This is a genomic window from Turicibacter faecis, from assembly GCF_037076425.1.
Classification (GTDB): Bacteria; Bacillota_I; Bacilli_A; order MOL361; family Turicibacteraceae; genus Turicibacter; species Turicibacter faecis.
The window spans coordinates 1,546,167-1,572,337 of sequence record NZ_AP028127.1 but is presented as its reverse complement, the minus strand read 5'-3'; the positions used below and the strand labels follow the sequence as shown (position 1 = coordinate 1,572,337).

Here is a 26,171-nt window from a genome sequence, read left to right as displayed (position 1 = left end):
TCAGATTGATCGTGTTAGAAAAGGATGATAGGAATGAAAGCCGGAAGACAATCTTGGAAATTTAATGACGTATACTTATTAGAAACGGCAACAGCAGTTGGTCCACTAGAGTCGCAGGGACCACTGAAAGATGATTTTGATGTCATGTTTGATGAGCCCTATTGTGGTCAAAAATCTTGGGAACAAGCTGAGTCTCAGTTAATGCGTAGCGCTATTACAAAAGTAATCGAAAAAGCTAAAATTCAAGAAAATGAAATATCCGTTGCTTTTGCTGGAGATTTGGTGAATCAAATTGTTCCAACGCATTACACATTTAGAGAGACAAATATTCCCTTTTTCGGTATTTACGGGGCATGTTCTACATCGATGGAATCGCTAATGTTGAGCGCGTTGATGGTAGACAGTGATAATGCCAAAATCGCGTTGGCAGCGACGAGTAGTCATAACTCTTCTGCAGAACGTCAGTATCGTAATCCGACAGAATACGGTGGTCCAAAACCAGAAACGGCTCAATATACTGTGACGGGATCGGGCGTGGCGTTAGTCAGTCATAAAAAAACAAAAATTCGTATTGAATCGGCGACAGCGGGAATTATTGTTGATGCGGCTCAAAATAACCCTAATGATATGGGAGCAGCAATGGCCCCCGCTGCTGCACACACTATTAAGCAACATTTTGTGGATTTAGGAGTTGATCCTTCTTATTATGACCTCATCTTGACAGGGGATTTGGCGAGTTGCGGAAGTCCCATCGTCGTTGATATCCTAAGACAGGAGGGATACGATATCAGTGAACAGCATAATGACTGTGGGAAACTAGTTTTTTCACCGGATCAACCTGTCTTTTCTGGTGGTAGTGGATGCGGTTGCTGTGCAGTTGTGACGTATGGTCATATTAAAAAATTATTAGAGCAACAAAGATTAAAACGGGTTCTTGTTGTGGCGACTGGGGCCTTGTTAAATCCTTTAATTGTGCAACAAAAGGAAACAATTCCATGTATCGCTCATGCTGTTGCACTCTGTTCGGCGGATTAATAAATAAGTGTGTTGTTTAAAATATAAAAGGAAAGAAGCGATTGTCGAGATGATATTCTTAAAAGCATTTGTGGTTGGTGGATTGATTTGTGCCCTCGGACAATTTATCTTAGATTTTTTTAAGTTAACGCCAGCGCATATTACATGTGGCTTTGTCGTGACAGGAGCGGCACTAGATGTATTTGGACTTTATGATCGATTAATTGAATTTGCCGGTGCCGGAGCTCAACTTCCTATCATGAGTTTTGGACATTCAGTGATTCATGGAGCTATGGAAAAATCCGAACAGTTAGGGTTTATTGGAATTGGAATGGGGATGTTTGATTTAACCGCTGTTGGAATTACGGCAGCCATTTTATTTGCCTTTATTATCGCTCTCGTATTTAAACCGAAAGGCTGATTGGTAATGGATGAATGACTATGAGGAAAGGTGGGATACTATGGCCGAAGATAAAACGACGCAGGCTGATTTAGTCATAAAAAAGAATATTGATGAGACCCAAAAGGTATTAGAGGAAAAGCTTGGGATTGGTAAAAGTTTTGATGTCGGACAGCGTGAGATTGTTGTCATGGGACGTCGTCTTCAAATTTATTATGTAACGGGTCTGGTCGACTCCGAGTTATTAGTCGAGTTAATGACACAATTATTGTTACTCAACAGCTTACCGCACCCCGGCAATGATGTTTTACAAACGGTACATAATCGATTGGTTCACCAACAAGTCACACCCACGGATAAAATTGACGAAATTTGTACGAGTGTCTTGAGTGGGCTAGTGGCTATGATTGTTGATGGCGAAGCAGAGGGATTTGTTATTGATGTCCGTAGTTATCCTGGACGCGGCCCAGCTGAGCCTGATACGGAGAAAACCGTACGAGGATCTCGGGATGGGTATACTGAGAATATTGTGGTTAATACGGCGTTAACGCGTCGCCGAATCCGTACAGGTAAGTTAAGAAATGTTATTTTAAAGGTCGGCGATCAATCAAAAACGGATGTTGTTTTAATGTACATCGAGGGGCTTGCCGATCAACAAATGGTTGACGATGTGAAACATCGAATTGAACAAGTGAAGGTTGATGGATTAACAATGACGGATAAAGAACTAGAAGAGTTCATTACTGGACAGGTTTATAATCCTTATCCGTTAGTAAGGTATACAGAACGACCGGATGTTGTTGCGGCCCATCTTTATCAGGGGATGATAGCAATTATTGTCGATACATCACCAAGTGTGATGATAGGTCCTGTTACGTTATTTGATCACCTCACAAGTGTAGAGGAATATCGCCAAACCCCAGCGGTGGGAACATTTTTAAGATTTATTCGTTATGTAGGAATTATCGTTTCCATTTTCTTAATGCCAACATGGCTTTTACTCGTGTTACATCCGGAATATTTACCTGATTTTATGAGCTTTTTAATTCCTCAGGAGGAAGGAAGTATTCCAATTGTTATTCAGGTGTTAGCAGGTGAAATCGGTATGGAATTCTTACGATTAGCTTCCATTCATACCCCAACGGCGATTTCTTCTGCGCTTGGGATTGTTTCGGCCATTCTAATTGGTCAGGTTGCTGTTGATGTAGGTCTATTTGGTCCGGAAATTTTATTTTGCGTGGCAATCGGTGCAATCGGTGCATTTGTTACCCCAAGTTATGAATTAGGGCTTGCTAATAAGATGTTTAAACTCTTTATTATTATCGCGACCGCTCTTTTAGGACTATATGGATATATTGGAGCGATTGTAGTGGGATTTATTTTCTTAGCAACGATGAAAAGTTTTGGAAAACCTTATCTCTATCCACTTGTTCCATTTAACTTTAAGGCGCTAATGAAAGCCATTATTCGCTATCCGATTCCGTATAGATATAACAGTCGCCAACGACAATCCCAAAAAGATTCTCAACCTGAATAATTGTTGCCCCCTTATGAAATTCCGATAAATGGGATGATGAGGGGGTTTTTACGATGAAATATAAGGATTATTGATTTTTTTTTGAGAACGATTGAGAAAAATAAAAAAATTCGTTAAAATGAAGATGGGAGATTAGGCTTATTTTTGTACAACGGGGGTTAACTAGTACTTATAGAGAGACTTTTGTCGTTCAATGGTTTATAAGGGGGCTCTTTTTTCTTAACTATGAGAAAAGTGACTTGTTTTTATAGAGAAAGGGTATTTAGTAGGAAGTAGGTGGGTTATGGGTTACGAAGTGCGAATTGATGCATTCGAAGGGCCACTTGATTTATTATTGCATTTATTAAAAGAAGCAAAAGTGAGTATTTATGATATCAAAATATCTGAAATCACGCACCAGTACCTAGATTATATACATGCTATGGAAGAGTTGAAACTTGAAATTGCATCTGAATATTTGGTCATGGCTGCGACATTAATTGAGATTAAAAGTAAGAGTTTATTGCCAAAACAGGTTGTTGAAATAGAAGATGAGTATGAAGAGGATACGAGAGAGGCGTTGATTCAACGTTTAGTGGAGTATCAACAGTATAAAGAGGTAACAAAGGAGTTGCGAGAATTAGAGGAAGAGCGAGGACAATTTTTTACGAAGCCGCCTATTGATTTTTCTGATTATATTGATCATGTCGAGAAGTTGCCACAAAATCTTCAAGTTGAGCAATTAATCTCGGCATTTGAAAAGCTTTTACGTCGGCATAAGTTAACAAAGCCCCTAAAGACGAGAATTGTGCCACAAAATATTTCTGTTGAAGAGCGCATGAAGTCATTAAGTCAGCAATTGAAATATAAAAAAAGAGTGGCCTTTGCGAGTTTATTTGAGCGATTTGATAAAGAATATATTGTTGTTACTTTTTTAGCATTGCTTGAACTGGTTAAAAGTAATCAGATTAGTATTTCTCAACAAAGCTACTACGAGGACATTTATATTTCAAGTTTAGAAGGTGATGAGGTTGTTTAAGCAAGAACGTTTAGGTATTTTAGAAGGATTATTATTTGCGGTAGGGGATGAAGGAATTACACCTGCACAAGTGGAGTACGTATTAGAGGTTAATAAAGACGAGGTAAACTCTTTATTATTGGAATTAAAAGATCGCTATCAAAATATAAGTAGTGGTGTAACAATTATTGAGGTGGCAGGGGTTTATAAGATGACAACGAAAAAGGAACACGCCCCTTATTTAAAGCGACTGATTCAAAATCCACATCAACGTGGTCTTTCAAATGCTGCATTGGAAGTCTTAGCCATTGTGGCGTATCGCCAACCCATTACGCGCCATGAAATTGAAAATATCCGCGGAGCTAGTAGTGACAATGTTCTCAGAAAGTTATTAAACTTTTCATTAATTGAAGAAGGAGGACGTCTAGAAGGACCAGGTCGCCCTATTTTATTTAAGACAACGGATGAATTTTTGGATTACTTTGGAATTAAAACGTTAGAGGAACTTCCTGAATTACCGTTTATTACTCCGGATTTTAACTTAGAAGAAGAATCCGATTTATTTAATTTTTCAGAAGATGAAGAAGAATAAATATTTTTTCCCCTTTTTGGCATAATAAAAAGGTATCCTAGTTTATAAGGAGGCGTAATGTGATGCCAAGAGACCCTAAAAGTAAAAAAGTCACAAATGCAAAAGCTGCGAAGAATACGATGTCTGCTGAAATCGCAGCTGAAGTAGTGGATGATTCAAAGCCACGTCTTAAAAAAGGGAAAAAACCTAAAAAAACTTATAACTAATCAAGGATTTTAATGCGAAAGCTATCAAACGCCCAAAGGGGATTTGATAGCTTTCTTTAGTTTACACGTGATGAACTCTATGGAGCGTGGATTGTATTTGCTAGCGAGAATGTTAAAATAGAAAAGAGGTTAAATCAATCGTGTAAAAGGGAAGACGACTTGCCCCTGCGGGAGGAAGTGTCCTTGTTTGCTCATTTAGCGGATAAACTAACTGGGGGGATAACAGCGGAATTCGTTTAAGAAGGAAAAGGAAGAGGTCATAGATTAAAGAAAGTCTTAACTTTTATATAGGAAGGAGTGGAAAGGATGCAAGTGGACAAAATAGGTGAGCTTCTTTATTTTTTAAGGAAGGAACGAGATTTAACCCAAAAACAAGTGGCTAACGCTTTAAATATAAGTGATAAAACAGTGAGTAAATGGGAATGTGGACTAGGCTGTCCAGATATTTCTGTTTTGCCGGAGTTAGCAGAATTTTTTAATGTAAGTGTCGATTACCTGTTATCAGGGGAATTAAACTTAAATGAACAAATAGGAGGAAATATGAAACAATCAAAATTTTATGTCTGCCCGCAATGCGGTAATGTTGCAACATCGATTTCTGAAGCTACGATTTCGTGCTGTCATCAATTATTACAACCCCTCACACCGCGTAAGGCGGAACAAGGGCATGAGTTAGTGGTCGAGGAAGTAGACGGTGAATTTTACTTGACAACATCGCATGAGATGACAAAAGAGCATTACATTATGTTTACGGCCGCAATTATTGAAGATACGCTCATCATGAAAAAACAATATCCGGAGTGGCAATTACAATTTAGGATGCCAAAGCGTAAATATGCTCGTGTTTATTTTTACTGTAAGGAACATGGACTGTTTTATCAATTGATTAAATAGGCGGGTACGAACAAAAAAGGATGAATTCTCATCCTTTTTTTATGATTTGAAAAAGAAGAAAAGAGATAAGTGTGAATCAAAAGGACGATTTGTTACGAGGGATGCCAAAGGGGTAAATCGTGATTATTATTAAAAATCTGTCATAACAGGTGTTTTTATTCAAGGATATTTTTTGTCTTCTACTCATAGAGTGTAATAGTTACAGGACTGAGGTGAGTAAAAAATGAAAAAAAACAAGATATTCGTAACGCTAATGATCTTTTTACTCCTATTAACAAGTCATTCAAATCGTGCCTCTGCGATGGGAATTAGTTCTCAGTGTGGAATCTTAATGGAGCAATCAACTGGACGGGTTCTTTATGAAAAGTGTCCGAATGATCAGATGTATATTGCTAGTATTACGAAGATTTTAACAACGATTGTGGCGATTGAAAATGCGGATTTGGATGCATGGGTAGAAGTATCGGAGAACGTTACACAACAAGTAGGATCTGCGTTATATTTAACGCTTGGGGATCAAGTTAAGCTTATTGATTTATTATATGGATTAATGCTTCGCTCAGGAAATGATGCGGCGATGGCGATTGCTGAATTTGTGGGTGAAGATGAAGAGGGATTCGTCAAGATGATGAATGAAAAGGCTCAAGAAATCGGAATGACGAATAGTGTATTTCAAAATCCTTCTGGATTAGATGAGACAACCTATAATTTATCGACGGCAAAAGATATGGCATTAGTCATGCAATATGCGATGAATAATCCTATTTTTAGAGAAATTACAGGGACAAAGACTCATAAGGCAACAACGAAAAATGGGACCACTTATGTTTGGAATAATAAACATAAGTTAGTGACGGGCTACTATGATTATGCCATTGGTGGGAAAACTGGTTTTACGAAGCAGGCCAGACGAACGCTTGTGACTTCAGCACGCAAAGATGAGATGGAGTTAATTGTTGTCACTTTAAAAGCGGGTGATGATTGGAATGATCATATGAGTTTATTTAATTATGGTTTTGACCATTATGAGGTTAAGACGTTAATGACGCCAGGGGAGATTCACGTAGAAAACCGCGAGCTTAAAGATAAGTTATATATTGAAAAACAAGTCGATGTTGTTGTTGCAAAAGATGGAAGTGAGAAGGTGACGACGGACTTATCGCTTTATGAGAAAGCGAAGGGAAAAGAAGTGGGACAATTAAAGGTATTTATTGATGAGCAGCTGGTACAGGAAATTCCTGTTTATAAAGCAATCGAACCAAAAGTTGAAAAGCAATCATGGTTTGAAAAAGTGGTTAATTGGTTCACAGGGGCGGTGAGCTTCTAGTGATTCATAAAATTTGGATGGGACTGTTCGCAATTGGAATCGTTTATGGCTTTTTTAGTGGAACAACTTCAGCAGTCAATGATGCGATTTTGGCAGGTGCCCAGGAAGCGATTGATTTGCTTATTTATTTAGCAGGAATCATGGTGTTTTGGACAGGAATTTTACAGGTGGCAAATCATGCAAAAATGCTTGATTTGCTTTGCAAGGTTTTAACGCCAGTGACTCGGTTTTTATACCCTAAGCTTAAAGCGGGACATCCAGCTTTGAAATATTTAACGACCAATATGGTGAGTAACTTATTAGGGCTTGGAAGTGCAGCAACTCCAACGGGTCTTAAGGCCATGAAGGAGTTGCAGGCAACAAATCCTGATCCTGCACGTCCGAGCTTTGAGATGTATACGTTGCTCGTTATGAATACCGCGGGATTTACTTTAATTCCAACAACGATTATTGGGATTCGTCATATGTATCACTCAACAAATCCGAGTGAGGTTTTTTTACCCATTCTTTTTGCTTCTGGCATTACGACCATTGGGGGATTGTTGATTCATAATATTTATAGTCGAATGAAACGGATTCCTTCCTCTGGTGAGGGTGTTGTTAGAAAACGACAGGAAAGAGGGTGAGTAGATGGGGGCAATCAGTGTATACATTTTACCAATCTTTTTGCTTTCTGTTTTTGTCATGGCTTTTGTGAACAAAACGAATGCCTTTGATCACTTTGTAGAGGGGGCAAAAGAGGGGATGAGGACAACGGTGTCTTTAGTTCCTAATATTGTCGGGATGATTGTTGGAATTAAGGTTTTTTTGGCCTCAGGAATCGTTGACGCTATCGCAAATCTATTAGATCCTATTCTAACAGCCATTGGCGTGGATGCTCACGTGTTACCTCTGATGTTTTTAAGGCCCCTGTCAGGATCAGCGGCCCTTAGTGTGACATCAGACTTACTTTCTATTTATGGTCCTGATTCGGGTATTGGACGTCTAGCCTCAATCATGCAGGGAAGTACAGATACAACGATTTATATCATTACTGTTTATTTTGCCGCGGTAGGGTTGAGTGAGATGAAGCACGCGCTAAAATTAGGATTAACGGCTGACCTAATTGGGTTTATTGCTGCTATTGTGTCTGTTTCTATTTTCTTTGGATAAAAGATAAATAGCATGTGAAATTTCTCTTCCATAGGATTAAACATTGATTTTTACTTATAATAAAGGTAAAATGAGTGTTACATCTAGATTCTTGTCGAATTTAGCGTCATTTCTGATTGGAGGGTTTTACATGGAACGATTGCAAAAGGTTATTGCCCATGCAGGGATTGCTTCCCGACGTAAGGCGGAGCAATTAATTTTAGAAGGAAAAGTAACTGTTAATGATAAAGTAGTGCGCGAATTAGGCGTTAAGGTGACAGGAAAAGAAAAAATTGAAGTTGAGGGAATCCCGCTTCAACGAGAAAAAAAGGTTTATTACGTTTTACATAAACCACGTGGTTTTGTTAGTACTGTTTCTGATGAGAAAAATCGTCGAACTGTTTTAGATTTTTTTAAAGATAAAGTTTCGGAACGACTCTATCCTGTTGGACGCTTAGACTACGATACATCGGGTGTTTTATTGTTAACCAACGATGGAGACTTTGCGAACAAAATGATGCATCCGAGTGGGGAAATTGATAAAGTTTATTTAGCACGTGTAAAGGGAATTGTTACACAGGAAAGTTTAAAACCGTTAGCTAAAGGGATTGTCGTTGATGGTTATAAGACCAAGCCTGCGAGCGCCCGTTTAATTTCAGTGGATAAAAAGAATCAATCGTCACTTGTTCAATTGATCATTCATGAAGGGAAGTATCATCAGGTAAAAAAAATGTTTGATGCGATTGGTTTTCCTGTAAAAAAATTACGTCGTGAGCAGTTTGGTTGCATCGATGTGGTTGGTCTTGCGGCAGGGGAGTTCCGTCCGTTGACACCACATGAGGTAAAGACATTAGTCTCAATGGCGAATGATAAGAGAGAGAAGCCAAAAGTTAAGTTTACAAAAATGCGTCAATTTTAAAGATAAACATCAAAAAACGGGCGATAAAGTTCTCATGATTAGAAACTTTATCGCCCGTTTCATACCCTTTTATGAGGTGAGTAGGAAAGTAAAAGGATTAAATTCTTTTTGTTTCTCTCGCCTTTAATAAAAAAAGGCTTATTATTGTTAAAATAATAAGCTTTTTTTGTATAAGTTTTTAAAAATCCTACATAATAACGTAGTATTTGGCTTAATTAGTTAAAAGGTGTATCTTGAACTTCGATTGCCTCAGTTGGGCATCCTTCAGCTGCGTCGATAACATCGCTTTCTAAATCAGTGATTTCAACAACACCTTGGTTGTTATCTCCTTCAAGGATGTTTTCAGCGTATCCTTCATCATCATATCCGAATACGTCTGGTGCTACGGCACCACAAGCACCACATGCGATACATTCATCTTTGTTAACTTTTGTGAATTTAGCCATTAATTTATCCCCCTTACAAGAATTGTGATTAAGAATATATAATTCATTTGAATTACATGTATATTATAAACTAAAAAGACAAAAAAATTCAAATTTAATGCGCTAAATAAAATAAATTTATGATATAATGACTAAGTCCTCAGTGAATATTTTACAAAATATAAAATAAAGTGATAAGAAGCTTCGACAATTCGTCGATTCCTATATATCAATGACTATTTGTCCTTTAGGCGAGCGAGATGGTCATGAAAATTTTATTTTTGAAGGTAACGATCCGTTAGATAAACGGTATTTTGAATAAAAAGGAGTGTGAGTGAGATGGAACAGAAAGCAGATTATTCTGAATTAAGAAAGGTTTATTTTAATGCATGTGAAGAGGACGTACCGTCTCATTCGGTAGCCTCTAATTTAGAATTAAAATCAGAGGCCTTACAAGAGTCCATCTCCTCACGATTATCAGAAATTATGTCATCAGCTTTAGAGGCCAATGAAAGTTTACAAATGAGACGGGCTCCGGGAAGAAAAGAGTTAGCGACACGATCTCAGGAAATGATGAGACTGTTACAAGAAAAGTACGGGGTGACGACTTATTCGAAAATTACTCAAATGATTAAAAATGAGGATTTTAGTGAGTGGGAACAATTAGAACAGGAACTATTATCGGTTCCAATCGAGCCACTTGAAGATGAGTTGCCAACTAAAGAGAGGGTATCATTGATAATGTCAGACAACGAAGTTGAAGAATATACAGATTTAGAAGAGATAATAGATACAGATTTAGATTATTTGGATGCACTTGTTCAACATGATTATGGTCGTTTAAAAAGGTTACAGACAGAGGGCGAATGTATTAGCTCTATTTTTAGCGATATTATCGAGAATGAACAAACGTCGAATTCTAATTATCAAGACGATATTTTTAATAAGAATATTGAGTTGATTTTTAATTCCGAAGTGGATTTAGATGATTGTGCATGGTCTGAGTTACAGCAATCTACGATTGCTGATGAAAAAAATGAGGAAGAGCAAGTGGATAAATCGGTATCAACGACATTAGAAGCTCTTTACTTAAACGATCAAGATGCTGTTGTAGATGCACTAAATGAGGAGCGTAAGTTAAGCTTGCCTAAACGTTCGGATCGCGTCAATTATTTGTTCATTTATTTTTTATCAGCAGGAATGATTTTACTTTTAATCATCGCATGTTTGATGTTATTTTAAATGGATTTAGAGTTGAAAACAACTTTTATTTTAAACGGCATCGCTTTACTCCTAGTTTGGATGGAAAACTTAAGATTGTGTTTTACCTCTTGGTCGAAAAGGCCCTTGCCTAGACGATAACGGAGGGCTAGTTAAATGTAAACTAAACAAAAACGGAAGGTTGTTCTTTTTTTGTTTAGTTTATTTTTATAAGGGGGAGGTTCAATTGTGAGAAGTCCCCATTTTGTGGTTGTTTACAAGTAAAATAATGTGATAAAATAAGGACAAGTCGAGGTGATAATATGGTTCGTTCTAAAGTAATTGCAATTGATGGACCAGCAGCAGCAGGAAAAAGTACAATTGCTCAAAAAGTAGCTCAAATGTTAGGATACATTTATATCGATACAGGAGCGATGTATCGTGCAGTAACGCTAAAGGCGTTAAATGAAAAAGTGGATGTAACAGACGAAGAAACAATTGCGAAGATGCTTAAAAATACAACGATTCGTTTAACGAATGATAAAAAAGTATTTTTAGATGAGGTAGATGTAACAGATGCGATTCGACAACCTATTGTTTCACAAAATGTATCAGCTGTTTCAGCTATTCGATTTGTTCGAGATGAATTAAAAAATCGTCAAATTGAATATGCTAAAACGGATAATGTGGTAATGGATGGGCGCGATATCGGAACGAATGTTTTACCAAATGCCGATTATAAAATTTTTATGACAGCATCGGTGGATGTTCGTGCAAAACGTCGTTATGATGAAAACTTACGCCGATCAATTGCGTGTGATTTTGAAACGTTAAAAGAAGAAATCGAATTACGCGATAAGTTAGATTCAACACGTGAACATTCTCCTTTAACGAAAGCAGAGGATGCAATTGTCGTCGATACGTCTGATTTAACAATTGATGAGGCGGTTGATGCAATTATAAATATTGTAAAAAAAGGTGGGGAAGTTTAATGAAACAAAATCCAGAAGAAATGACGATGAGTGAAGTTCTATCAATGGCTAATTTTGACTTACCAGCAGTGAATGATGTCATTGAAGGTGAAGTTGTTCGTGTAACAAATCAAGAGGTTACGGTTGATATTCATGGAGCAACAGAAGGAACGATTTATTTAAATGAATTAACATTAGATAAAGTGGATTCTGCCAAAGATGTAGTTAAAATCGGTGATAAAATAAAAGCGATGATTAAGAAAGTTGATGACGAGCAAATTTTATTATCGCGCCGTGCTTTACTTGAATACGAACGTTTCCAAGAATTAAAAACGGCTTTTGAAAAAGGTGAAACATTAGTCGCGAAAGTAGAACGTGTTGTTAAGGGCGGTTTAATTGTAAATATTGGATTAGAGGCGTTCTTACCAGCTAATATGATTGATGTTAAATACGTTTCTGACTTAAATCAATACGTTTCACAAGAGATTCCTGTGAGAATTGTTGAATTTAACGCTCGCAACCGTAAAATTAAAGTATCACGTAAAATGGTGATTGCAGAACAATTAAAAGCGGCACGCGATGAACAATTTTCAACATTAGCACTTGGAGAAATCGTTGAAGGTGAAGTTGTTCGTATCGAAAAATATGGGGCATTCGTTCGCTTTGGTTCGTTAGAAGGATTAGTTCATATTTCTGAAATTTCTCATTTACCGGTGGCAAATGTTGAGGATGCCTTAACAGTCGGGCAAAAGGTATCTGCGAAAGTCATTAAAATTGATGGAACAAAATTACAATTATCAATTAAGGCAACTTTAATGACGCCATTTGAACAGTTTGCTTCAACACACCAAGTTGGAGATGTATTAGATGGGCAAGTGGTCCGTTTAATGGATTTTGGAGCCTTTGTAGAAGTTGCAGCAGGTGTTGAAGGGTTAGTTCATTTATCTGAATTATCATGGGATCATAAGGCAAAATTAGATGAGGTAGTGTCAGAAGGTCAAACTGTTCGCGTTCGTATCCTATCGATGGATAATAAAAATCATCGCCTTGCCTTGTCAATTAAACAAGTAGAGCAAGACCCATGGGTGGCGTTTGGTCATCAGGTTGGGGATGTAATTAAGGGACAAGTAACGAATGTGACAGATTTAGGAGCATTTATTAAAGTGGCTCCATACATTGAAGGATTATGTCATTACACAGAGGCATCATGGAATCCTCAGATGAAATTGGCATCGATGGTAGCTCCAATGGATGAAGTGGAAGTTAAAATTATTTCATTAGATGCGAAAAAACATCGCTTAGGATTATCGTTACGTCAAGTGAAATCAAATCCTTGGGAATCGGTAACGTTTAAAACATTAGATGTTGTGAAAGGAACGGTTGTGGCGACTAATGACCGCGGAGCATTCGTTGCAGTCGAAGAAGATGTAGTTGGTTTTCTACCAATGAATCAAATCACGGAAAAACGTATTTCTCGTGTGGAAGACGTATTAACAGTTGGGCAAGAAGTCGAGGTTAAAGTCACTCGTTTTGAACCTAAACAATTTAAATTAGAATTAAGCATTCGCCGTATTGTTGAAGATGCAGAACGTGAAGAATTTAATAACTATATGCAAAAACAAGAGGCGATGGAAAACGAAACATTAGGGGACTTATTCGGGGATGCATTAAAAAATTTATTATAATATCTTTTTGATTGTTAACTTGAAAGATTGAGCCAACTACAAGAGGGCATCAGAACATGAAATACGCTTCAACGTAAGATTTTTATGACATCTCACTGTTGAGCTTAGATTTTTTAAGAAAAGACAAGCTTCCTAATGGATTAACGTTTACTAAGATAGCGATAGGAAAAAGGGGGATTTCCCCCTTTTTATTTTTATTCTTGAAAATTTGACTAATGGAGTCAAAAACTACTATAATATTAACGATGTATTTTTTTTGGAAAGGTGAAAGAAGGTGACAACATGGTATTACCTGTAGTAGCAATTGTCGGAAGACCAAATGTTGGAAAGTCAACGATTTTTAATCGAATTGTAGGATCACGTGTGTCGATTGTAGAAGATGAACCTGGAATTACTCGTGATCGTATTTACAGTAGCGGGGAATGGTTAACACGTAAGTTTAACGTGATTGATACAGGTGGAATTGAAATTGGTGATGAACCATTTGTTCGACAAATTAAACATCAAGCGGAAATCGCAATGGATGAGGCGGATGTCATCGTATTTGTAACGAATGCTCGCGACGGAATCACTCAGGCCGATCAAGAAGTTGCAAATATGCTATATAAAACTAACAAACCAGTTATTCTTGTTGTAAATAAGGTGGATGATGTTAATTTCAGAGATCAAATCTATGAATTTTATTCACTTGGATTAGGTGATCCGATTGCAACATCTGCTGTTCATGGTATTGGATTTGGGGATATGCTCGATCAAATCGTTTTACAAATGCCGGATAAAAAAGGACGAGATTACGAAGAAGATGTGATTAAATTTTCACTCATCGGAAGACCGAATGTTGGAAAATCATCATTAACAAATGCCATTTTAGGGGAAGAACGTGTTATTGTAAGTGATATCGCTGGGACGACTCGTGATGCCATTGATACGGAATTTACGAAAGATGGACAAAAATATGTTGTAATTGATACAGCCGGAATGCGTAAGCGAGGGAAAGTGTATGAGACCACTGAAAAATATAGTGTTCTTCGTGCGCTTAGCGCCATTGATCGCAGTGATGTGTGTTTAATCGTCATTGATGCTTCGAAGGGATTAATCGAGCAGGATAAACGTGTAGCGGGGTATGCACACGAGGCTGGTAAAGCAGTTGTCATCGTTGTTAATAAGTGGGATGCGATTGAAAAAACAGATAAAACAATGAAAGAGTGGGAAGATTTAATTCGTACCGAAATGGCGTTTTTAGATTATGCTCCGATTGTTTTCTTATCAGCATTAACGAAACGACGTTTACACACGTTATTTGAACCACTAAATATGGCGGCAGAAAATCATAAAAAACGTGTGGTTACTCATGTTTTAAATGATGTAATTATGGATGCAGTTGCGATGAATCCAACACCGACGCATAATGGACAACGTCTACGCATTTACTATGCAACTCAAGTGTCTACTCAACCGCCAACATTCGTTGTTTTCGTTAATGATCCTGAGTTATTACACTTTTCATATAAGCGTTATTTAGAAAACTGTATGCGTCAGGCGTTTGGATTTGAAGGAACACCTATTCATATTATCGCAAGAAATAGGGATTAACAGGTATATAATGAGGAGGATTTATAATGGTTAAAAATATAACAGTAGTGGGAGCTGGAAGTTGGGGAACAGCCTTAGCGCAAGTTTTATGTGATAATAAAAATCAGGTGATGTTATATGATTTAAATGCAGACATCGTCAAAGATGTGAATGAAAATCATCGTAATGCTCGATTTTTTGAAGAGGTAGAATTGCCATCTTCTTTACGAGCGACAACTGATTTGAAAGAGGCCTTAAAAGAAGCAGAGTTTATTTTGTTATCTGTTCCAACGAAAGTGATTCGTGACGTTTTAAAAACGATTAATACGCAATTAACACATAAGGTTGTTATTATTAATGCGAGTAAAGGGATTGAGCCAGGGACACATAAGCGTGTGTCTGAGATTGTTATGGAAGAGATTAATGCCGATTATTTAGAGGCGTTTGTTGCTTTAACAGGACCATCACATGCTGAGGAAGTTATTCAACGTTCTTTGACGACGGTTACTTGTGCGGCGACAGTCGTAGACCGTGCGAATGAGGTTCAAAAAATGTTTACGAATGATTATTTCCGCGTTTATCGTGTGGATGATTTAATCGGAGTAGAGATTGGTGGATCGATTAAGAATGTGATTGCTTTAGCGGCAGGAATTTTAGCTGGACTTGGTTATGGTGATAATCCAAAGGCGGCATTAATTACACGAGGACTTGTAGAAATTAAACGTCTTGGGGTTGCTGTAGGTGCGAACGAAGAAACATTTAGTGGTCTTAGTGGACTTGGAGACTTAATTGTAACTTGTACGTCGGTACATAGTCGCAATTGGCAAGCTGGATATAAAATTGGAAATGGATCGAATCTTCAAGAGGCTCTTGATAGTATGACGATGGTCGTTGAAGGAGTTAGAACTTGTCAGGCAACTTATGAGATGGCGCAGGCATTAAATATTGAAATGCCAATTGTAGAAACGGTTTATGAAGTGATTTTTAATAAATTAGATCCTCGTGAAGCCATTAATCAATTAATGAGTCGCGAGATGAAACCAGAATTTTATTAATGAGATGCTTTTTTTTGAAGGAAAGTTAAATTAATAGGTCATTAGTCACAAATTACCTCCTGATGTCATATGTTATATTGAACATGAGACATGAGGAGGTTTTATTTATGTTTAATAATCTTTTTGGACGTTGTGGGAAAGATGTAAATATTAATCAAGATGAAATTTTTAATATTGCAGATCAAGCCTCAGGAATGGATTTGAAAAATGAAGAGCAAGTACGTGCATTAATTCAAAGTGTTGGTTCAATTGTTGGTCGTAAAGTGGATAAATCAGTAGAAGATCAGTTAACAAAAATGATTCTTAATGGTGAAGTTCCAACAGATATGGATCAATTATTGAAAATGATGATGTAAGTGGGAGTTTGTTTTAAAAAGATAAAAAAGAGGGTGCGTTTCAAAAAACGCACCCTCTTTTTTATTCCCCACGATGTAGCAAATGATAAATTTGGAAAAAAGTTATCATATCTTTAAGCTAATGGTGCATATAATTCGAAGGAAACGCAACCTGATTCATTGTTGAGTTAGGTGAGAAAAGATCCTTGGACTTATTCAAACGTCGGATCAAAAAATAAAAGTTTTATTTAAATTCTCTCATAAAGTAGAGGATAAGCATCATACATTGTTAGTGACAAATATAATTGAAAATGGAGGTTTACACTATGGAAACTAATGAACTGATGAGAGACGTTGTTGCCCGTACAAATGGAGAGTTTTATTTAGGTGTCGTAGGAGCGGTTCGTACAGGAAAATCTACGTTTATCAAAAAATTTATGGAATCACTTGTTATTCCATTAGTTGAAGATGAAAATGTAAAAAAACGTATGGTTGATGAATTACCACAAAGTGCAAACGGAAAAACGATTATGACGACTGAGCCAAAGTTTATTCCAGCACAAGCTGTTAATGTAACAGTTGAAGGTGAAGTTTCTGCAAGTATTCGTTTAATCGACTGTGTGGGTTATGTTATCCCAAGTGCAGTTGGTTATGAAACTGAGGAAGGTCCACGAATGGTAAACACTCCATGGTATGAAGAACCAATCCCATTTGTTGAGGCTGCAGCCATTGGAACACAAAAGGTTATTGAAGATCATTCACACATTGGAATCGTTATGACAACTGATGGTTCAATTGGAAACTTCGAACGTGAAGATTATTTAGAGGCTGAACAGTTAGTTATTGAGCAATTAAAAGCGATTAACAAGCCATTTATCGTTGTATTAAATACAACACATCCAAAAACAGAAGATGTAGCGGCTTTACGTAATGATTTACAAGAAGAATATGGAGTGCCAGTTATTCCATTAAGTGTTGAAAACATGACGAAAAAAGATATCTATAGTGTCTTAACTGAGGCGTTATATGAATTCCCAGTATCAGAATTAGATATCAAATTACCAAGCTGGGTAGATGCATTAAGTGATGACAATTGGTTAAAAGCACGCTTCTTAAAATTAATTAACCAAAGTACAAACGAATTCTATAAACTTCGTGATATTAACTATTTAGCTGAAGAGTTAAAAGCAGAAGATGTCATTGAAGATTGCTATATTAGCGCGTTAGATGCAGGGGTTGGATTAGCCGAATTAGAAATTAAAGTTCCAAATGAGTTATATGATCAAATCTTAACTGAATTAGTAGGTCCAATCAAAGATAAAGCAGATTTAATGTATTTATTACAAGATTACGCAAACATTAAAAAAGAGTATGAGCCTATCGCGAGTGCTTTACAAATGGTGAAACAAGTAGGATATGGTATTGCGACACCATCAATTGAGGATATGACATTAAGTCAACCGACAGTTGTAAAACAAGGATCACGTTATGGAGTTCGCTTAAAAGCTATTGCCCCATCAATTCATATGATCCGTGTAGATGTTGAATCTGTTTTTGAACCAATCATCGGAACAGAGCAACAAAGTAAAGATTTAATTGATTTCATCTTAAAAGATGTAGATGAAAATCCATTATCAATTTGGTCAACTGAAATCTTTGGTCGTTGTTTAAGCGAAATTGTCCGCGATGGAATTTCTGCTAAATTATACTCAATGCCAGAAAATGCACGCATGAAATTACAAGAGACATTAATCAAGATTGTTAACCAAGGTAATGGTGGATTAATTGCGATTATGCTATAATTTATCCAAAAAATTCTCTCATCGTCTTCTTGATGAGAGAATTTTTAATATAATTTAATAAAATAGTGACTAGGAATCATTAATTTATTACATAATAGGATAAAATAGTATGTCAGAGGAAAATAGGCAAATAAATGTTTGCAACCTCACTAGAGGGTATGGTAAACTTTTATTTGCAATGAAACATCTTAGGAGGTATTTAAAATTTATGAATCGTTCTCAATTAGTAGATAAAATCGCTGAAAAGGCGGAGTTAACAAAGAAAGAAGCAGATAAATTTTTAAGTGCGTACATTGAAACAGTAACTGAAGCATTACAAGAGGATGATAAAGTTGCTTTAGTAGGGTTTGGAACTTTTGAGGTTCGTGAACGTGCTGCTCGTCAAGGACGCAATTTACATACTGGAGAAACAATTGAAATTGAAGCGAGTAAATACCCAGCATTTAAAGCAGGTAAAGCTTTAAAAGATGCTTTAAAATAATGTATAAAAAAGACAACTCATTGGCAGTTGTCTTTTTTATACATCAGGAGGCGAGAAATAAGGTAGACCCTCCATCGGATGAGCCAATGCAACCTATTTCAAGTCGAACTTCATTCAACGATAGGAGACTTGAGGGCGTGTAAGGATGCCTAATTAGGGGAGACTTATAAAAGGTAACATGAACGTCGGGTTTAAATATAACGATAATGATTGGAGGAAATGAGGAGACATGTTTCCGCCCTCATCAAGGTGAATGAAGTCGTGTCATGAGGATGCCAAGACATGTGACTGAATGCCGCCTAAGAGGAAGTGAATGTCTGAATCGGTAAAAGAGGTGGCTGTTAATTAGGAAAATCCATAGATTTAATCGGCTAGTTGTTTGCAGAAGCCGTGTTTAACGGGAATTAGAATCAGCCATATTATAGGAAAAGAAATAAGAGGTGAGAGGATGAGTATTCGTTTTATTATAGGACGATCGGGTGTTGGAAAAACCCGTGTTATTTTAGATGAAATAAAACAGGCCTGCGATGAGTTACCTCAAGGTGACCCCATTTATGTGTTAATTCCTGACCAAATGTCATTTCATATGGAATATCAATTATTAAAACAAAGTCGATATCCGAGCCTGATGCGCGTACAGGGACTTAGTTTTAATCGTTTTGCATATCGTATTTTACAGGAAACAGGCGGGTTAAGCCGATATCATTTAGATGAGGTAGGGCTAGCGATTTTACTGCAAAAAGTCATGACGGAAAAGAAGGATGATCTTGCATTATTTCCGTATTATGCAAATAAACCGGGCTTTATTAATAAAATTAGTGAAATGATTTCAGAATTTAAGAGTTATTGTGTAAGCCCGTCTCAGCTATTTGCTTGTGCTAACGAGTTAAAGGAAGGGATTAATGGCTCACTTCAATCGTTAAAAAAAATTCATGACTTAGCGATTTTATATGAAAACTTTGAACATGTCTCATGGAATAAATATTTAATGAGCGAGGATTATTATACGCTTTTAAGCGAGCAAATTGCGAACAGCCAGACGGTTGCGACTAGCGATTTTTACGTGGACGGGTATCATATCTTTAATAAGCAGGAAGAACTCATTTTATTTCAACTGATGAAATATGCCAAGTCTGTCACGATTGTATTGACGCATGATCTAAATGATCAAAGCCTAGTGTTTGAGTTACCAAGACGTACGTTGCAACGTTTACAAGCAGGGGCGACTGAACGTGGACTTGATTATGAAATCGTTGAAATATCATCGAATGCCAAGTCTCGTTTTCATCAGTCGCCTGCACTTCAACATTTAGAACAGCATTTTTTACAAGCGCCTTTATCTCCTTCAAATGAAAAGGGGGTTTCCTTTTTTGCAGCAGCTAATCAACGTGTAGAGGTTGAAGAGGTTGCCAAAAGAATTTATCATCTCGTTCACAATGAAGGATATGCATATAGTGATCTTGCGATTTATACGGGGGACGCGGCTGCTTATGATGAATTAATCGCGGCTATTTTCCCCAAATTTGAAATTCCTATTTTCTTAGACTATAAAGAATCCATGCTTCATCATCCGTTGATGATGCTGATTTATCATATTTTTGATGTTATTTTATCACGTTGGCGTCATGATACGCTTTTTACGGTGATTAAAACGGGGCTCTTTATGAATGTTGAAGGATTTAAAAAGGGGCAGTCTTTTTATACCGCCTATCAAGCCTACCAACGCCAAGTGGATCAACTTGAAAACTATTGTTTAACAAGAAATTTAAAGAAGGCGGATTGGATCAGTGAAGAAGAATGGAATTATGATCGTTATCAGGGACTTGGGCGTGGTTACGTCAAAACGGACGACGATTTAGAGTTGGAACGACAAATCAACCAATTAAAGAATGAGATTAGTACGGCCATTTTATCACTTGAACACGCCTTTAAAGGAGCGAAAACGTATAAAGATTACGCGATCGCATTGTTCACCTTTTTAGAGGATTGCCACATTCCACAAAAATTAGCCCTATTTGAAGAGAGTGCGGAGGAACTTGGAGATTTGCAACTGTATAAGCGTCACGCCCAAGTTTGGAATAAACTTCTGTCTCTTTTTGAACAACTTGTGGAAATTGGGCAGGAGGAAACAGTAAGTTTAGATGATTTTGTGCCAATCTTTAAGGCCGGACTTGAAGAGATGGTTTATGCGACGGTACCTCCACGATTAGATCAAGTGGCAGTAGGTGAACTTCGTCGTTCTCGTTATCAATTGGTGGGGGATTTAAGCGACCCTTCCCAATACGGGATTAAACATGCATTTGTCCTTGGTGTGAACGAAGGGAAAATTCCTAAAACATTAACCGAAATTAGTCTATTGAGCGAGACTGAACGCGAGGCATTAAAATCGTTTGGAATTGAGCTTTCACCTAGTCTAATCCAGGCACAAGTAGATGAACAATTTATTTTATATACGGTTTTCACTTCCCCTAAACTTTCGTTAACGCTCTCTTATGCAACTAGTAATGATGAAGGAAAAGAATTTTTACCCTCATACATCTATACGCATTTAAAAAACATGTTTAAGGAGTCGGTTGAACAACACATCGGACGTGAATCGGAGGAAGATGTCTATGAACATCTAACGACCCACTCCCAAACAGTTGCACATTTAATTGCTGTATTAAAACAGGATGCCAGCCAGCGAGCGTATTATGAACCGTTATTGAATTATTATAAAGAGAAGCAACCGTTAATCTATCAGACGATTATGAATATTTTGAATTACCAAAATGATGTGGTTTCATTAGATGAGCAACTAACCAAACAATTGTATAGTGAGGAAATTGTAGCTAGTGTTTCACGACTAGAGTTATTTAATCAATGTGAGTTTGCCCATTATTTACGATATGGATTACGTTTAAAAGAGCGTCCGACGTATCAATTGGATTTACCTCATATTGGGGAACTTTATCATGAAGCATTAAAGAGAATATCTGAAATGATAAAAAGAGAAAATCGCTCATTTTCCGACTTAAGTGTTCAGGAATGTCAGACGTTAGCTCGCTTAGTAGCAGATGAATTAAGTGAACAATTACTCTATAGGGTTTTACGTCAAAGTAAACGAATGATGAAGTTAACGGAACGATTGACTCAAGTTGTGTCTAAAACCTTGCTAGGCTTAAAGTATCAAGGCCAACATAGTTTATTTAAACCGCTATTTTTTGAATTACCATTTGATGTTCATGGGACATCTGGGATTCATCTGAAGGCACGGGAGTTACCTCATGGGTTTAGATTATCATTAAAAGGGGTTATTGACCGCGTGGATGTTGCTAAAAATGAAGCGGGGGACCGTGCCTATTTAAGGATTATTGATTATAAATCAAGTGATAAAGAATTAGAATTGGATAAAGTGTACTATGGATTGAGCCTCCAGTTATTAACTTATTTAGATATCGTGGTTTCAAATGCCTTGCAATTGATTGATTTACCAGCTGAGGTCGGGGGACTGCTTTATTTTCACGTCCATCGGCCATTTATTAGTCATGATATAGATGATTTACTGCGTCAGGAAGCCTATGAACAAAAGGTAGAGCAATTACAGTATGAAAAATATAAAATGAATGGCTATTTACCTGAGGACTATGATGTTGTACATCTCAGTGATCAACGGTTAGGGGAGCAAAGTAAAAGTGATATTGTTCCGATTACGTTAAAGAAAGATGGGAGTTTTTCATCCCGAGGTAATGCTATTTTAGCGAATGATTCACTTCAGTTGTTACGCGAGTATACGAACCAAATGATTGAGGACTCAGCGATCAAGATTACAAAGGGCCATTTAAAAATTAATCCGACGAAACACGGATCAAAGACGGCGTGTGATTACTGTCAATATCGAGGGATTTGCCAATTTGATTTAGACTTTGTTGGAAATGAGTGGCGTGTATTACCTAAAATGAAGACCGAGGTTGCCCTAGAGGCAATGAAGTGTCGATTAGAGGATGGAGGACCGGGTGATGATGAGTAATTTACCAAAGAAGCCTCAAGATGCCATTTGGAATGATGAGCAATGGCAAGCGATTTATGAAAAGGGGCATGATTTATTAATTTCAGCAGGTGCTGGCTCAGGTAAAACAGCAGTATTAGTCGAGCGGATGATTCAGAAGATTTTAATTGATCAGATTAATATTGATGAACTATTAGTTCTAACCTTTACTGAAGCGGCCGCTGCTGAAATGAAGCAACGGATTCGTTCGCGGATTGAGCAGGAACTGGCACTCCATCCGCATGATGTGTTATTAGCAACTCAATTAAATAAGATTGCATCGGCTAATATTTCAACCTTTCATGCTTTTTGTAATAAGTTGATTCGAAAATATTATTATTTGTTACAACTGGATCCTGTTTTTAAGATTGCGGATGATATTGAAGTAGGAATCTTGCAAGATGATGTGATTGAGGCGCTATTTGATGAGTTAGCGGAACAAGACGATGAAGCGTATGTGCAATTAAGTGAGAGTTTTAATAGTGATCGAGATGATGAAGCATTAAAGACGATGGTTTTAAAAGTTTATGAACTCGCTCGATCAAATCCTCATATGGAGCAGTGGCTTAAGGAATTGCCTGACTTATATCAGTGGGAGGGCGATGACTTAAGCACGTGGGGGTATTATCAGCAATTAAATCACCTGATGTCACCTGTTATTGATGAGGCATTATTAGATTTGAAAAAGGCATATGCGTTTGCGCAAGATGCGGAAGTGATGGGCGTGGCACATAAATATCCAACCGATGTTTATCCGCAAGACCTTGAATACTTAAATCGTTTAAAAGAGGGAGCCCAGGCGACGTATGCTGAGTTACGCGAGGCGTTTAAGGGAACAAAGTTAGCTACTTTCCCAAGGTTTAATGCGAAGCAATATGATAAAGAGGCACATGAGCAAAGTAAAAAGGCCCGCGATGCCTTTAAAAAGAGAATTGGCAAACTCGAAGAAAAATATTTTGTATATACGAATGAAACACATCATCAACATTTTAAAGCGAGCCAAGCCCTTGTCATCGCCCTATCAAAACTCGTCTTTTTATTTCATGAACGTTTTATGAAAGCCAAACATGAGCGACAAATGTTAGATTTTTCTGATTTAGAATGGAACACTCTCCAATTATTAACGGATCGTGGGAAGCCAACAGAAGTTGCCAAAGAAGTGTATCGCCAATTTAAAGAAATTATGATTGATGAATATCAAGATACAAATTCGATGCAGGAATATATTATTCATTCAATTGCAAGTGTCGCTAAACCAAAGATTCCTATCTTTATGGTAGGGGATGTGAAGCAATCAATCTATCGCTTCCGTTTAGCCGAACCAGGTATTTTTCAAGAAAAATATCATCGATTTTCTACTCCTCAACCAGATGGAAATAAAATAGACTTGATGAAAAATTACCGTTCACATCAACAAGTGATAGACGCTACTAATTATGTTTTTACGCAGGTCATGGACGAAGAAGTGGGTGAAATTGCTTATGATGAAGCAGCTCAATTAAAGCTTGGGGTTTTAAATGAAGCGAATGATGCGTTTAATAAAAGTGAGATTCATTTAATTGATAAACCTCAATTTGATGAGGAAAGCGACGTGGATTTAAGTGCGGTGGAAGTGGAGGCTCATCATATTGCTCGATTAATTTTACAGTGGATGAGCCAAGGGCAAGAAATTTATGATCGCAAAAAGGGAAGTTATCGCCCTTTAAAATATCAGGATATCGTTATTTTAATGCGATCGTTAGGAAGTGTGACGATTTTTCAAGATGTGTTTAGGAGCTATCATATTCCATTATTTACGGAGCAAAACACAGATCTTTTTGAGTCTATAGAAATTATTAATTTAGTTTCCTGCTTAAAGGTAATTGATAATCCTTATCAAGATATTCCACTCGCTGGATTGATGCGTTCGCCACTCTTTTTCTTTAGTGAGCGGGAATTATCGATGATTCGGGTGTTTAGTAAGGCGACCTCTTTTTATGATCTTGTCCGTCACTATGCTAAAGAGGGAGAGGATTCCCTGTTAAAAGAAAAGGCGAATCATTTTGTTCAATGTGTGGAGCAATGGAGGTTTAAGTCGAAGACGATGCCCCTTTCGCAATTGATTACGCTTGTTTATGAGCAAACGTTGTATTATGAATTTGTCTTAGGGCTTCCTCACGGATATTTAAGAAGAGCCAATTTGGATGTCTTTGTAGATAAGGCACGAATGTATGAGACGACAACGAAAAAAGGTGTCTACGGCTTTGTTCGGTATATTGAACGGATGCAATCTTTAGGAAAACATTTCGCAAAGGCAAAAACCGTGACGGCTACGGAAGATGTGGTTCGTGTGATGTCGATTCATAAGTCCAAAGGATTAGAGTTTCCAGTTGTTTTTGTTTCTCAAATTCATAAAACGTTTAACCGCCAAGATGAACTCGGAAATTACTTAGTTCACAAAAACTACGGAGTCGCTGTGAAATATATCGATCCTCATCTTCGTCTTAAACAAAAGACGATGGCCCAAAATATTGTGGGAGCGATGATTCATAAAGAAATGTTAGCCGAGGAGATGCGACTGCTCTATGTTGCGATGACACGAGCCCAATCGAAGCTTATTTTTACAGGTGTTTTTGACGTAGAAAAAAAATTAGCTTCGATGAGTGAGATCGTGATGCAGTCAGGGGATCGACTGCCTATGACAGCTAGAATGCAGGCTAAAAGTTACGGAGATTGGTTGATTCCAGCGGTTCTTCGCCACCGGGATTCAAAGGAAATTAGTGCTATATATTGCGAACAACAACCGTTATGGATTGATGATTCTAGTGAATGGGAGATACGTGTCGTATCCGCATACGAGGAATTGAATGAGACGGATGTGAATGATCAACATCATGGAGTGACACCACCGGTCATTGATTTTGAAAAGGTGTTTCAACGCCAATATCCTTATCAATCTCTTGTAGAAATCCAAGCGAAGCAATCCGTTTCCCAAAGAAAGGAAGAGGAAACAACCCCATTGATAAAGGGCGTACCAGAAGTGAAACGTGCGGTAGCCTATGATCGGCCATCTTTTATGAAGGAAAAGCAAGTAAGTGGACCTGAGGCAGGGACGGCATTGCACCAGTTTATGCAACATTTACCGATTCGTCTAGATTATACGTTAGCGGATTTAATGGAGATGAAACAACGGGTGATTGAGAAGGAAATGATGACCCCGCTAATGGCTGATAAAATTGACCTACACCACGTCTTGGAATTTACGAAGAGTGCGTTGTATCACCGGTTAGCCCAGGCGATCACCATTAAAAAAGAAGTTCCCTTTATGACCTTAATTCAATTGACGGAAGATAAAGGGTCACAAGTTTTATTACAAGGGGTTATTGATTTACTAGCAGAATTTGAGGATGAAGTTTTAATTATTGACTATAAGACAGATTACGTGCGTGATTTTAAGGAGCAATATGAAGAACTAAAAGAGCGTTACACTGTTCAGATGAAATATTACTCAAAAGCCATTAAAGAAATTTATCCCACTAAAACAGTGTCGTGTTATGTTTATTTCCTTAAAGTTCAAGAAGCCATCGTTTATGCTTAGAACGAAAAAAAGGCTCATTTCCTC

22 protein-coding genes are annotated in these 26,171 nt (G+C 37.4%); 21 read left to right on the top strand and 1 reads right to left on the bottom strand.

Annotated features, from left to right (window positions below; all coding sequences use genetic code 11):
* The first annotated feature begins 33 nt into the window (after nucleotides 1-33).
* The 11 genes from spoVAD (at nucleotide 34) to AACH31_RS07430 (ending at nucleotide 9,017) form a co-directional block, all read left to right on the top strand.
* Entirely contained in the window at nucleotides 34-1,035 is a 1,002-nt protein-coding gene (gene spoVAD, locus AACH31_RS07480) for a stage V sporulation protein AD (protein WP_262950258.1), read from the top strand.
* A 49-nt stretch (nucleotides 1,036-1,084) separates the two neighbouring features.
* Entirely contained in the window at nucleotides 1,085-1,435 is a 351-nt protein-coding gene (gene spoVAE, locus AACH31_RS07475; RefSeq protein ID WP_161830826.1) for a stage V sporulation protein AE, read from the top strand.
* Between the two features lie 40 nt (nucleotides 1,436-1,475).
* Nucleotides 1,476-2,951 carry a spore germination protein gene (locus AACH31_RS07470; protein WP_161830827.1) on the top strand — a complete coding sequence of 492 codons (1,476 nt, stop codon included), beginning with the start codon at nucleotides 1,476-1,478 and terminating at the stop codon, nucleotides 2,949-2,951.
* Nucleotides 2,952-3,234: 283 nt separating this feature from the next.
* A complete protein-coding gene (locus AACH31_RS07465) occupies nucleotides 3,235-3,969 on the top strand; it encodes a segregation/condensation protein A (protein ID WP_161830828.1) in 735 nt (244 codons plus the stop codon).
* The gene (gene scpB, locus AACH31_RS07460; RefSeq protein ID WP_161830829.1) at nucleotides 3,962-4,540 is read left to right on the top strand and encodes an SMC-Scp complex subunit ScpB; all 579 of its coding nucleotides are present in this window, start codon (nucleotides 3,962-3,964) and stop codon (nucleotides 4,538-4,540) included. The genes AACH31_RS07465 and scpB overlap by 8 nt, the downstream gene beginning before the upstream one ends.
* Before the next feature lie 62 nt (nucleotides 4,541-4,602).
* Entirely contained in the window at nucleotides 4,603-4,746 is a 144-nt protein-coding gene (locus AACH31_RS07455; protein ID WP_161830830.1) for a hypothetical protein, read from the top strand.
* A 306-nt stretch (nucleotides 4,747-5,052) separates the two neighbouring features.
* Nucleotides 5,053-5,640, top strand: coding sequence for a helix-turn-helix domain-containing protein (locus AACH31_RS07450; RefSeq protein ID WP_161830831.1), 588 nt, complete (start codon nucleotides 5,053-5,055; stop codon nucleotides 5,638-5,640).
* Between the two features lie 223 nt (nucleotides 5,641-5,863).
* On the top strand, nucleotides 5,864-6,967 hold the full coding sequence (locus tag AACH31_RS07445; RefSeq protein WP_161830832.1) for a D-alanyl-D-alanine carboxypeptidase family protein: 1,104 nt from the start codon (nucleotides 5,864-5,866) through the stop codon (nucleotides 6,965-6,967).
* Nucleotides 6,967-7,593, top strand: a complete 627-nt coding sequence (locus AACH31_RS07440) for a spore maturation protein (protein WP_262950257.1) — start codon at nucleotides 6,967-6,969, stop codon at nucleotides 7,591-7,593. The genes AACH31_RS07445 and AACH31_RS07440 overlap by 1 nt, the downstream gene beginning before the upstream one ends.
* Nucleotides 7,594-7,597: 4 nt before the next feature.
* Nucleotides 7,598-8,119 (top strand): spore maturation protein, encoded by a 522-nt coding sequence (locus tag AACH31_RS07435; RefSeq protein WP_161830834.1) that lies wholly within the window; start codon nucleotides 7,598-7,600, stop codon nucleotides 8,117-8,119.
* A 130-nt stretch (nucleotides 8,120-8,249) separates the two neighbouring features.
* Entirely contained in the window at nucleotides 8,250-9,017 is a 768-nt protein-coding gene (locus AACH31_RS07430) for a pseudouridine synthase (RefSeq protein ID WP_161830835.1), read from the top strand.
* Between the two features lie 215 nt (nucleotides 9,018-9,232).
* Here the strand turns inward: AACH31_RS07430 and AACH31_RS07425 are convergent, their stop codons facing one another.
* Complete coding sequence (locus AACH31_RS07425) at nucleotides 9,233-9,463, bottom strand: ferredoxin (RefSeq protein ID WP_161830836.1); 231 nt, start codon at nucleotides 9,461-9,463, stop codon at nucleotides 9,233-9,235.
* A gap of 318 nt (nucleotides 9,464-9,781) precedes the next feature.
* On the opposite strand from AACH31_RS07425, the gene AACH31_RS07420 reads away from it, so the two are divergent.
* The 10 genes from AACH31_RS07420 to addA all read left to right on the top strand — a co-directional run bounded on the left by AACH31_RS07420 (nucleotide 9,782) and on the right by addA (nucleotide 26,147).
* Nucleotides 9,782-10,684: a hypothetical protein gene (locus AACH31_RS07420; RefSeq protein ID WP_161830837.1), complete on the top strand. Its 903-nt coding sequence runs from the start codon at nucleotides 9,782-9,784 to the stop codon at nucleotides 10,682-10,684.
* Between the two features lie 281 nt (nucleotides 10,685-10,965).
* Nucleotides 10,966-11,634 (top strand): (d)CMP kinase, encoded by a 669-nt coding sequence (cmk, locus tag AACH31_RS07415; RefSeq protein WP_161830838.1) that lies wholly within the window; start codon nucleotides 10,966-10,968, stop codon nucleotides 11,632-11,634.
* A complete protein-coding gene (locus AACH31_RS07410; protein WP_161830839.1) occupies nucleotides 11,634-13,298 on the top strand; it encodes a S1 RNA-binding domain-containing protein in 1,665 nt (554 codons plus the stop codon). Before cmk ends, AACH31_RS07410 begins: the two co-directional genes overlap by 1 nt.
* A 282-nt stretch (nucleotides 13,299-13,580) precedes the next feature.
* Entirely contained in the window at nucleotides 13,581-14,891 is a 1,311-nt protein-coding gene (gene der / locus AACH31_RS07405; protein ID WP_161830840.1) for a ribosome biogenesis GTPase Der, read from the top strand.
* A 26-nt stretch (nucleotides 14,892-14,917) separates the two neighbouring features.
* Complete coding sequence (locus AACH31_RS07400) at nucleotides 14,918-15,925, top strand: NAD(P)H-dependent glycerol-3-phosphate dehydrogenase (protein ID WP_161830841.1); 1,008 nt, start codon at nucleotides 14,918-14,920, stop codon at nucleotides 15,923-15,925.
* A 107-nt stretch (nucleotides 15,926-16,032) separates the two neighbouring features.
* Nucleotides 16,033-16,281, top strand: coding sequence for a stage VI sporulation protein F (locus AACH31_RS07395; RefSeq protein ID WP_161830842.1), 249 nt, complete (start codon nucleotides 16,033-16,035; stop codon nucleotides 16,279-16,281).
* 305 nt (nucleotides 16,282-16,586) lie between these two features.
* Complete coding sequence (gene spoIVA, locus AACH31_RS07390; protein WP_161830843.1) at nucleotides 16,587-18,062, top strand: stage IV sporulation protein A; 1,476 nt, start codon at nucleotides 16,587-16,589, stop codon at nucleotides 18,060-18,062.
* A gap of 208 nt (nucleotides 18,063-18,270) precedes the next feature.
* Entirely contained in the window at nucleotides 18,271-18,543 is a 273-nt protein-coding gene (locus tag AACH31_RS07385) for an HU family DNA-binding protein (RefSeq protein ID WP_161830844.1), read from the top strand.
* A 448-nt stretch (nucleotides 18,544-18,991) separates the two neighbouring features.
* Nucleotides 18,992-22,552: a helicase-exonuclease AddAB subunit AddB gene (gene addB, locus AACH31_RS07380; RefSeq protein ID WP_338617337.1), complete on the top strand. Its 3,561-nt coding sequence runs from the start codon at nucleotides 18,992-18,994 to the stop codon at nucleotides 22,550-22,552.
* Nucleotides 22,542-26,147, top strand: a complete 3,606-nt coding sequence (gene addA, locus AACH31_RS07375) for a helicase-exonuclease AddAB subunit AddA (protein ID WP_338617334.1) — start codon at nucleotides 22,542-22,544, stop codon at nucleotides 26,145-26,147. Before addB ends, addA begins: the two co-directional genes overlap by 11 nt.
* Nucleotides 26,148-26,171: the final 24 nt, after the last annotated feature.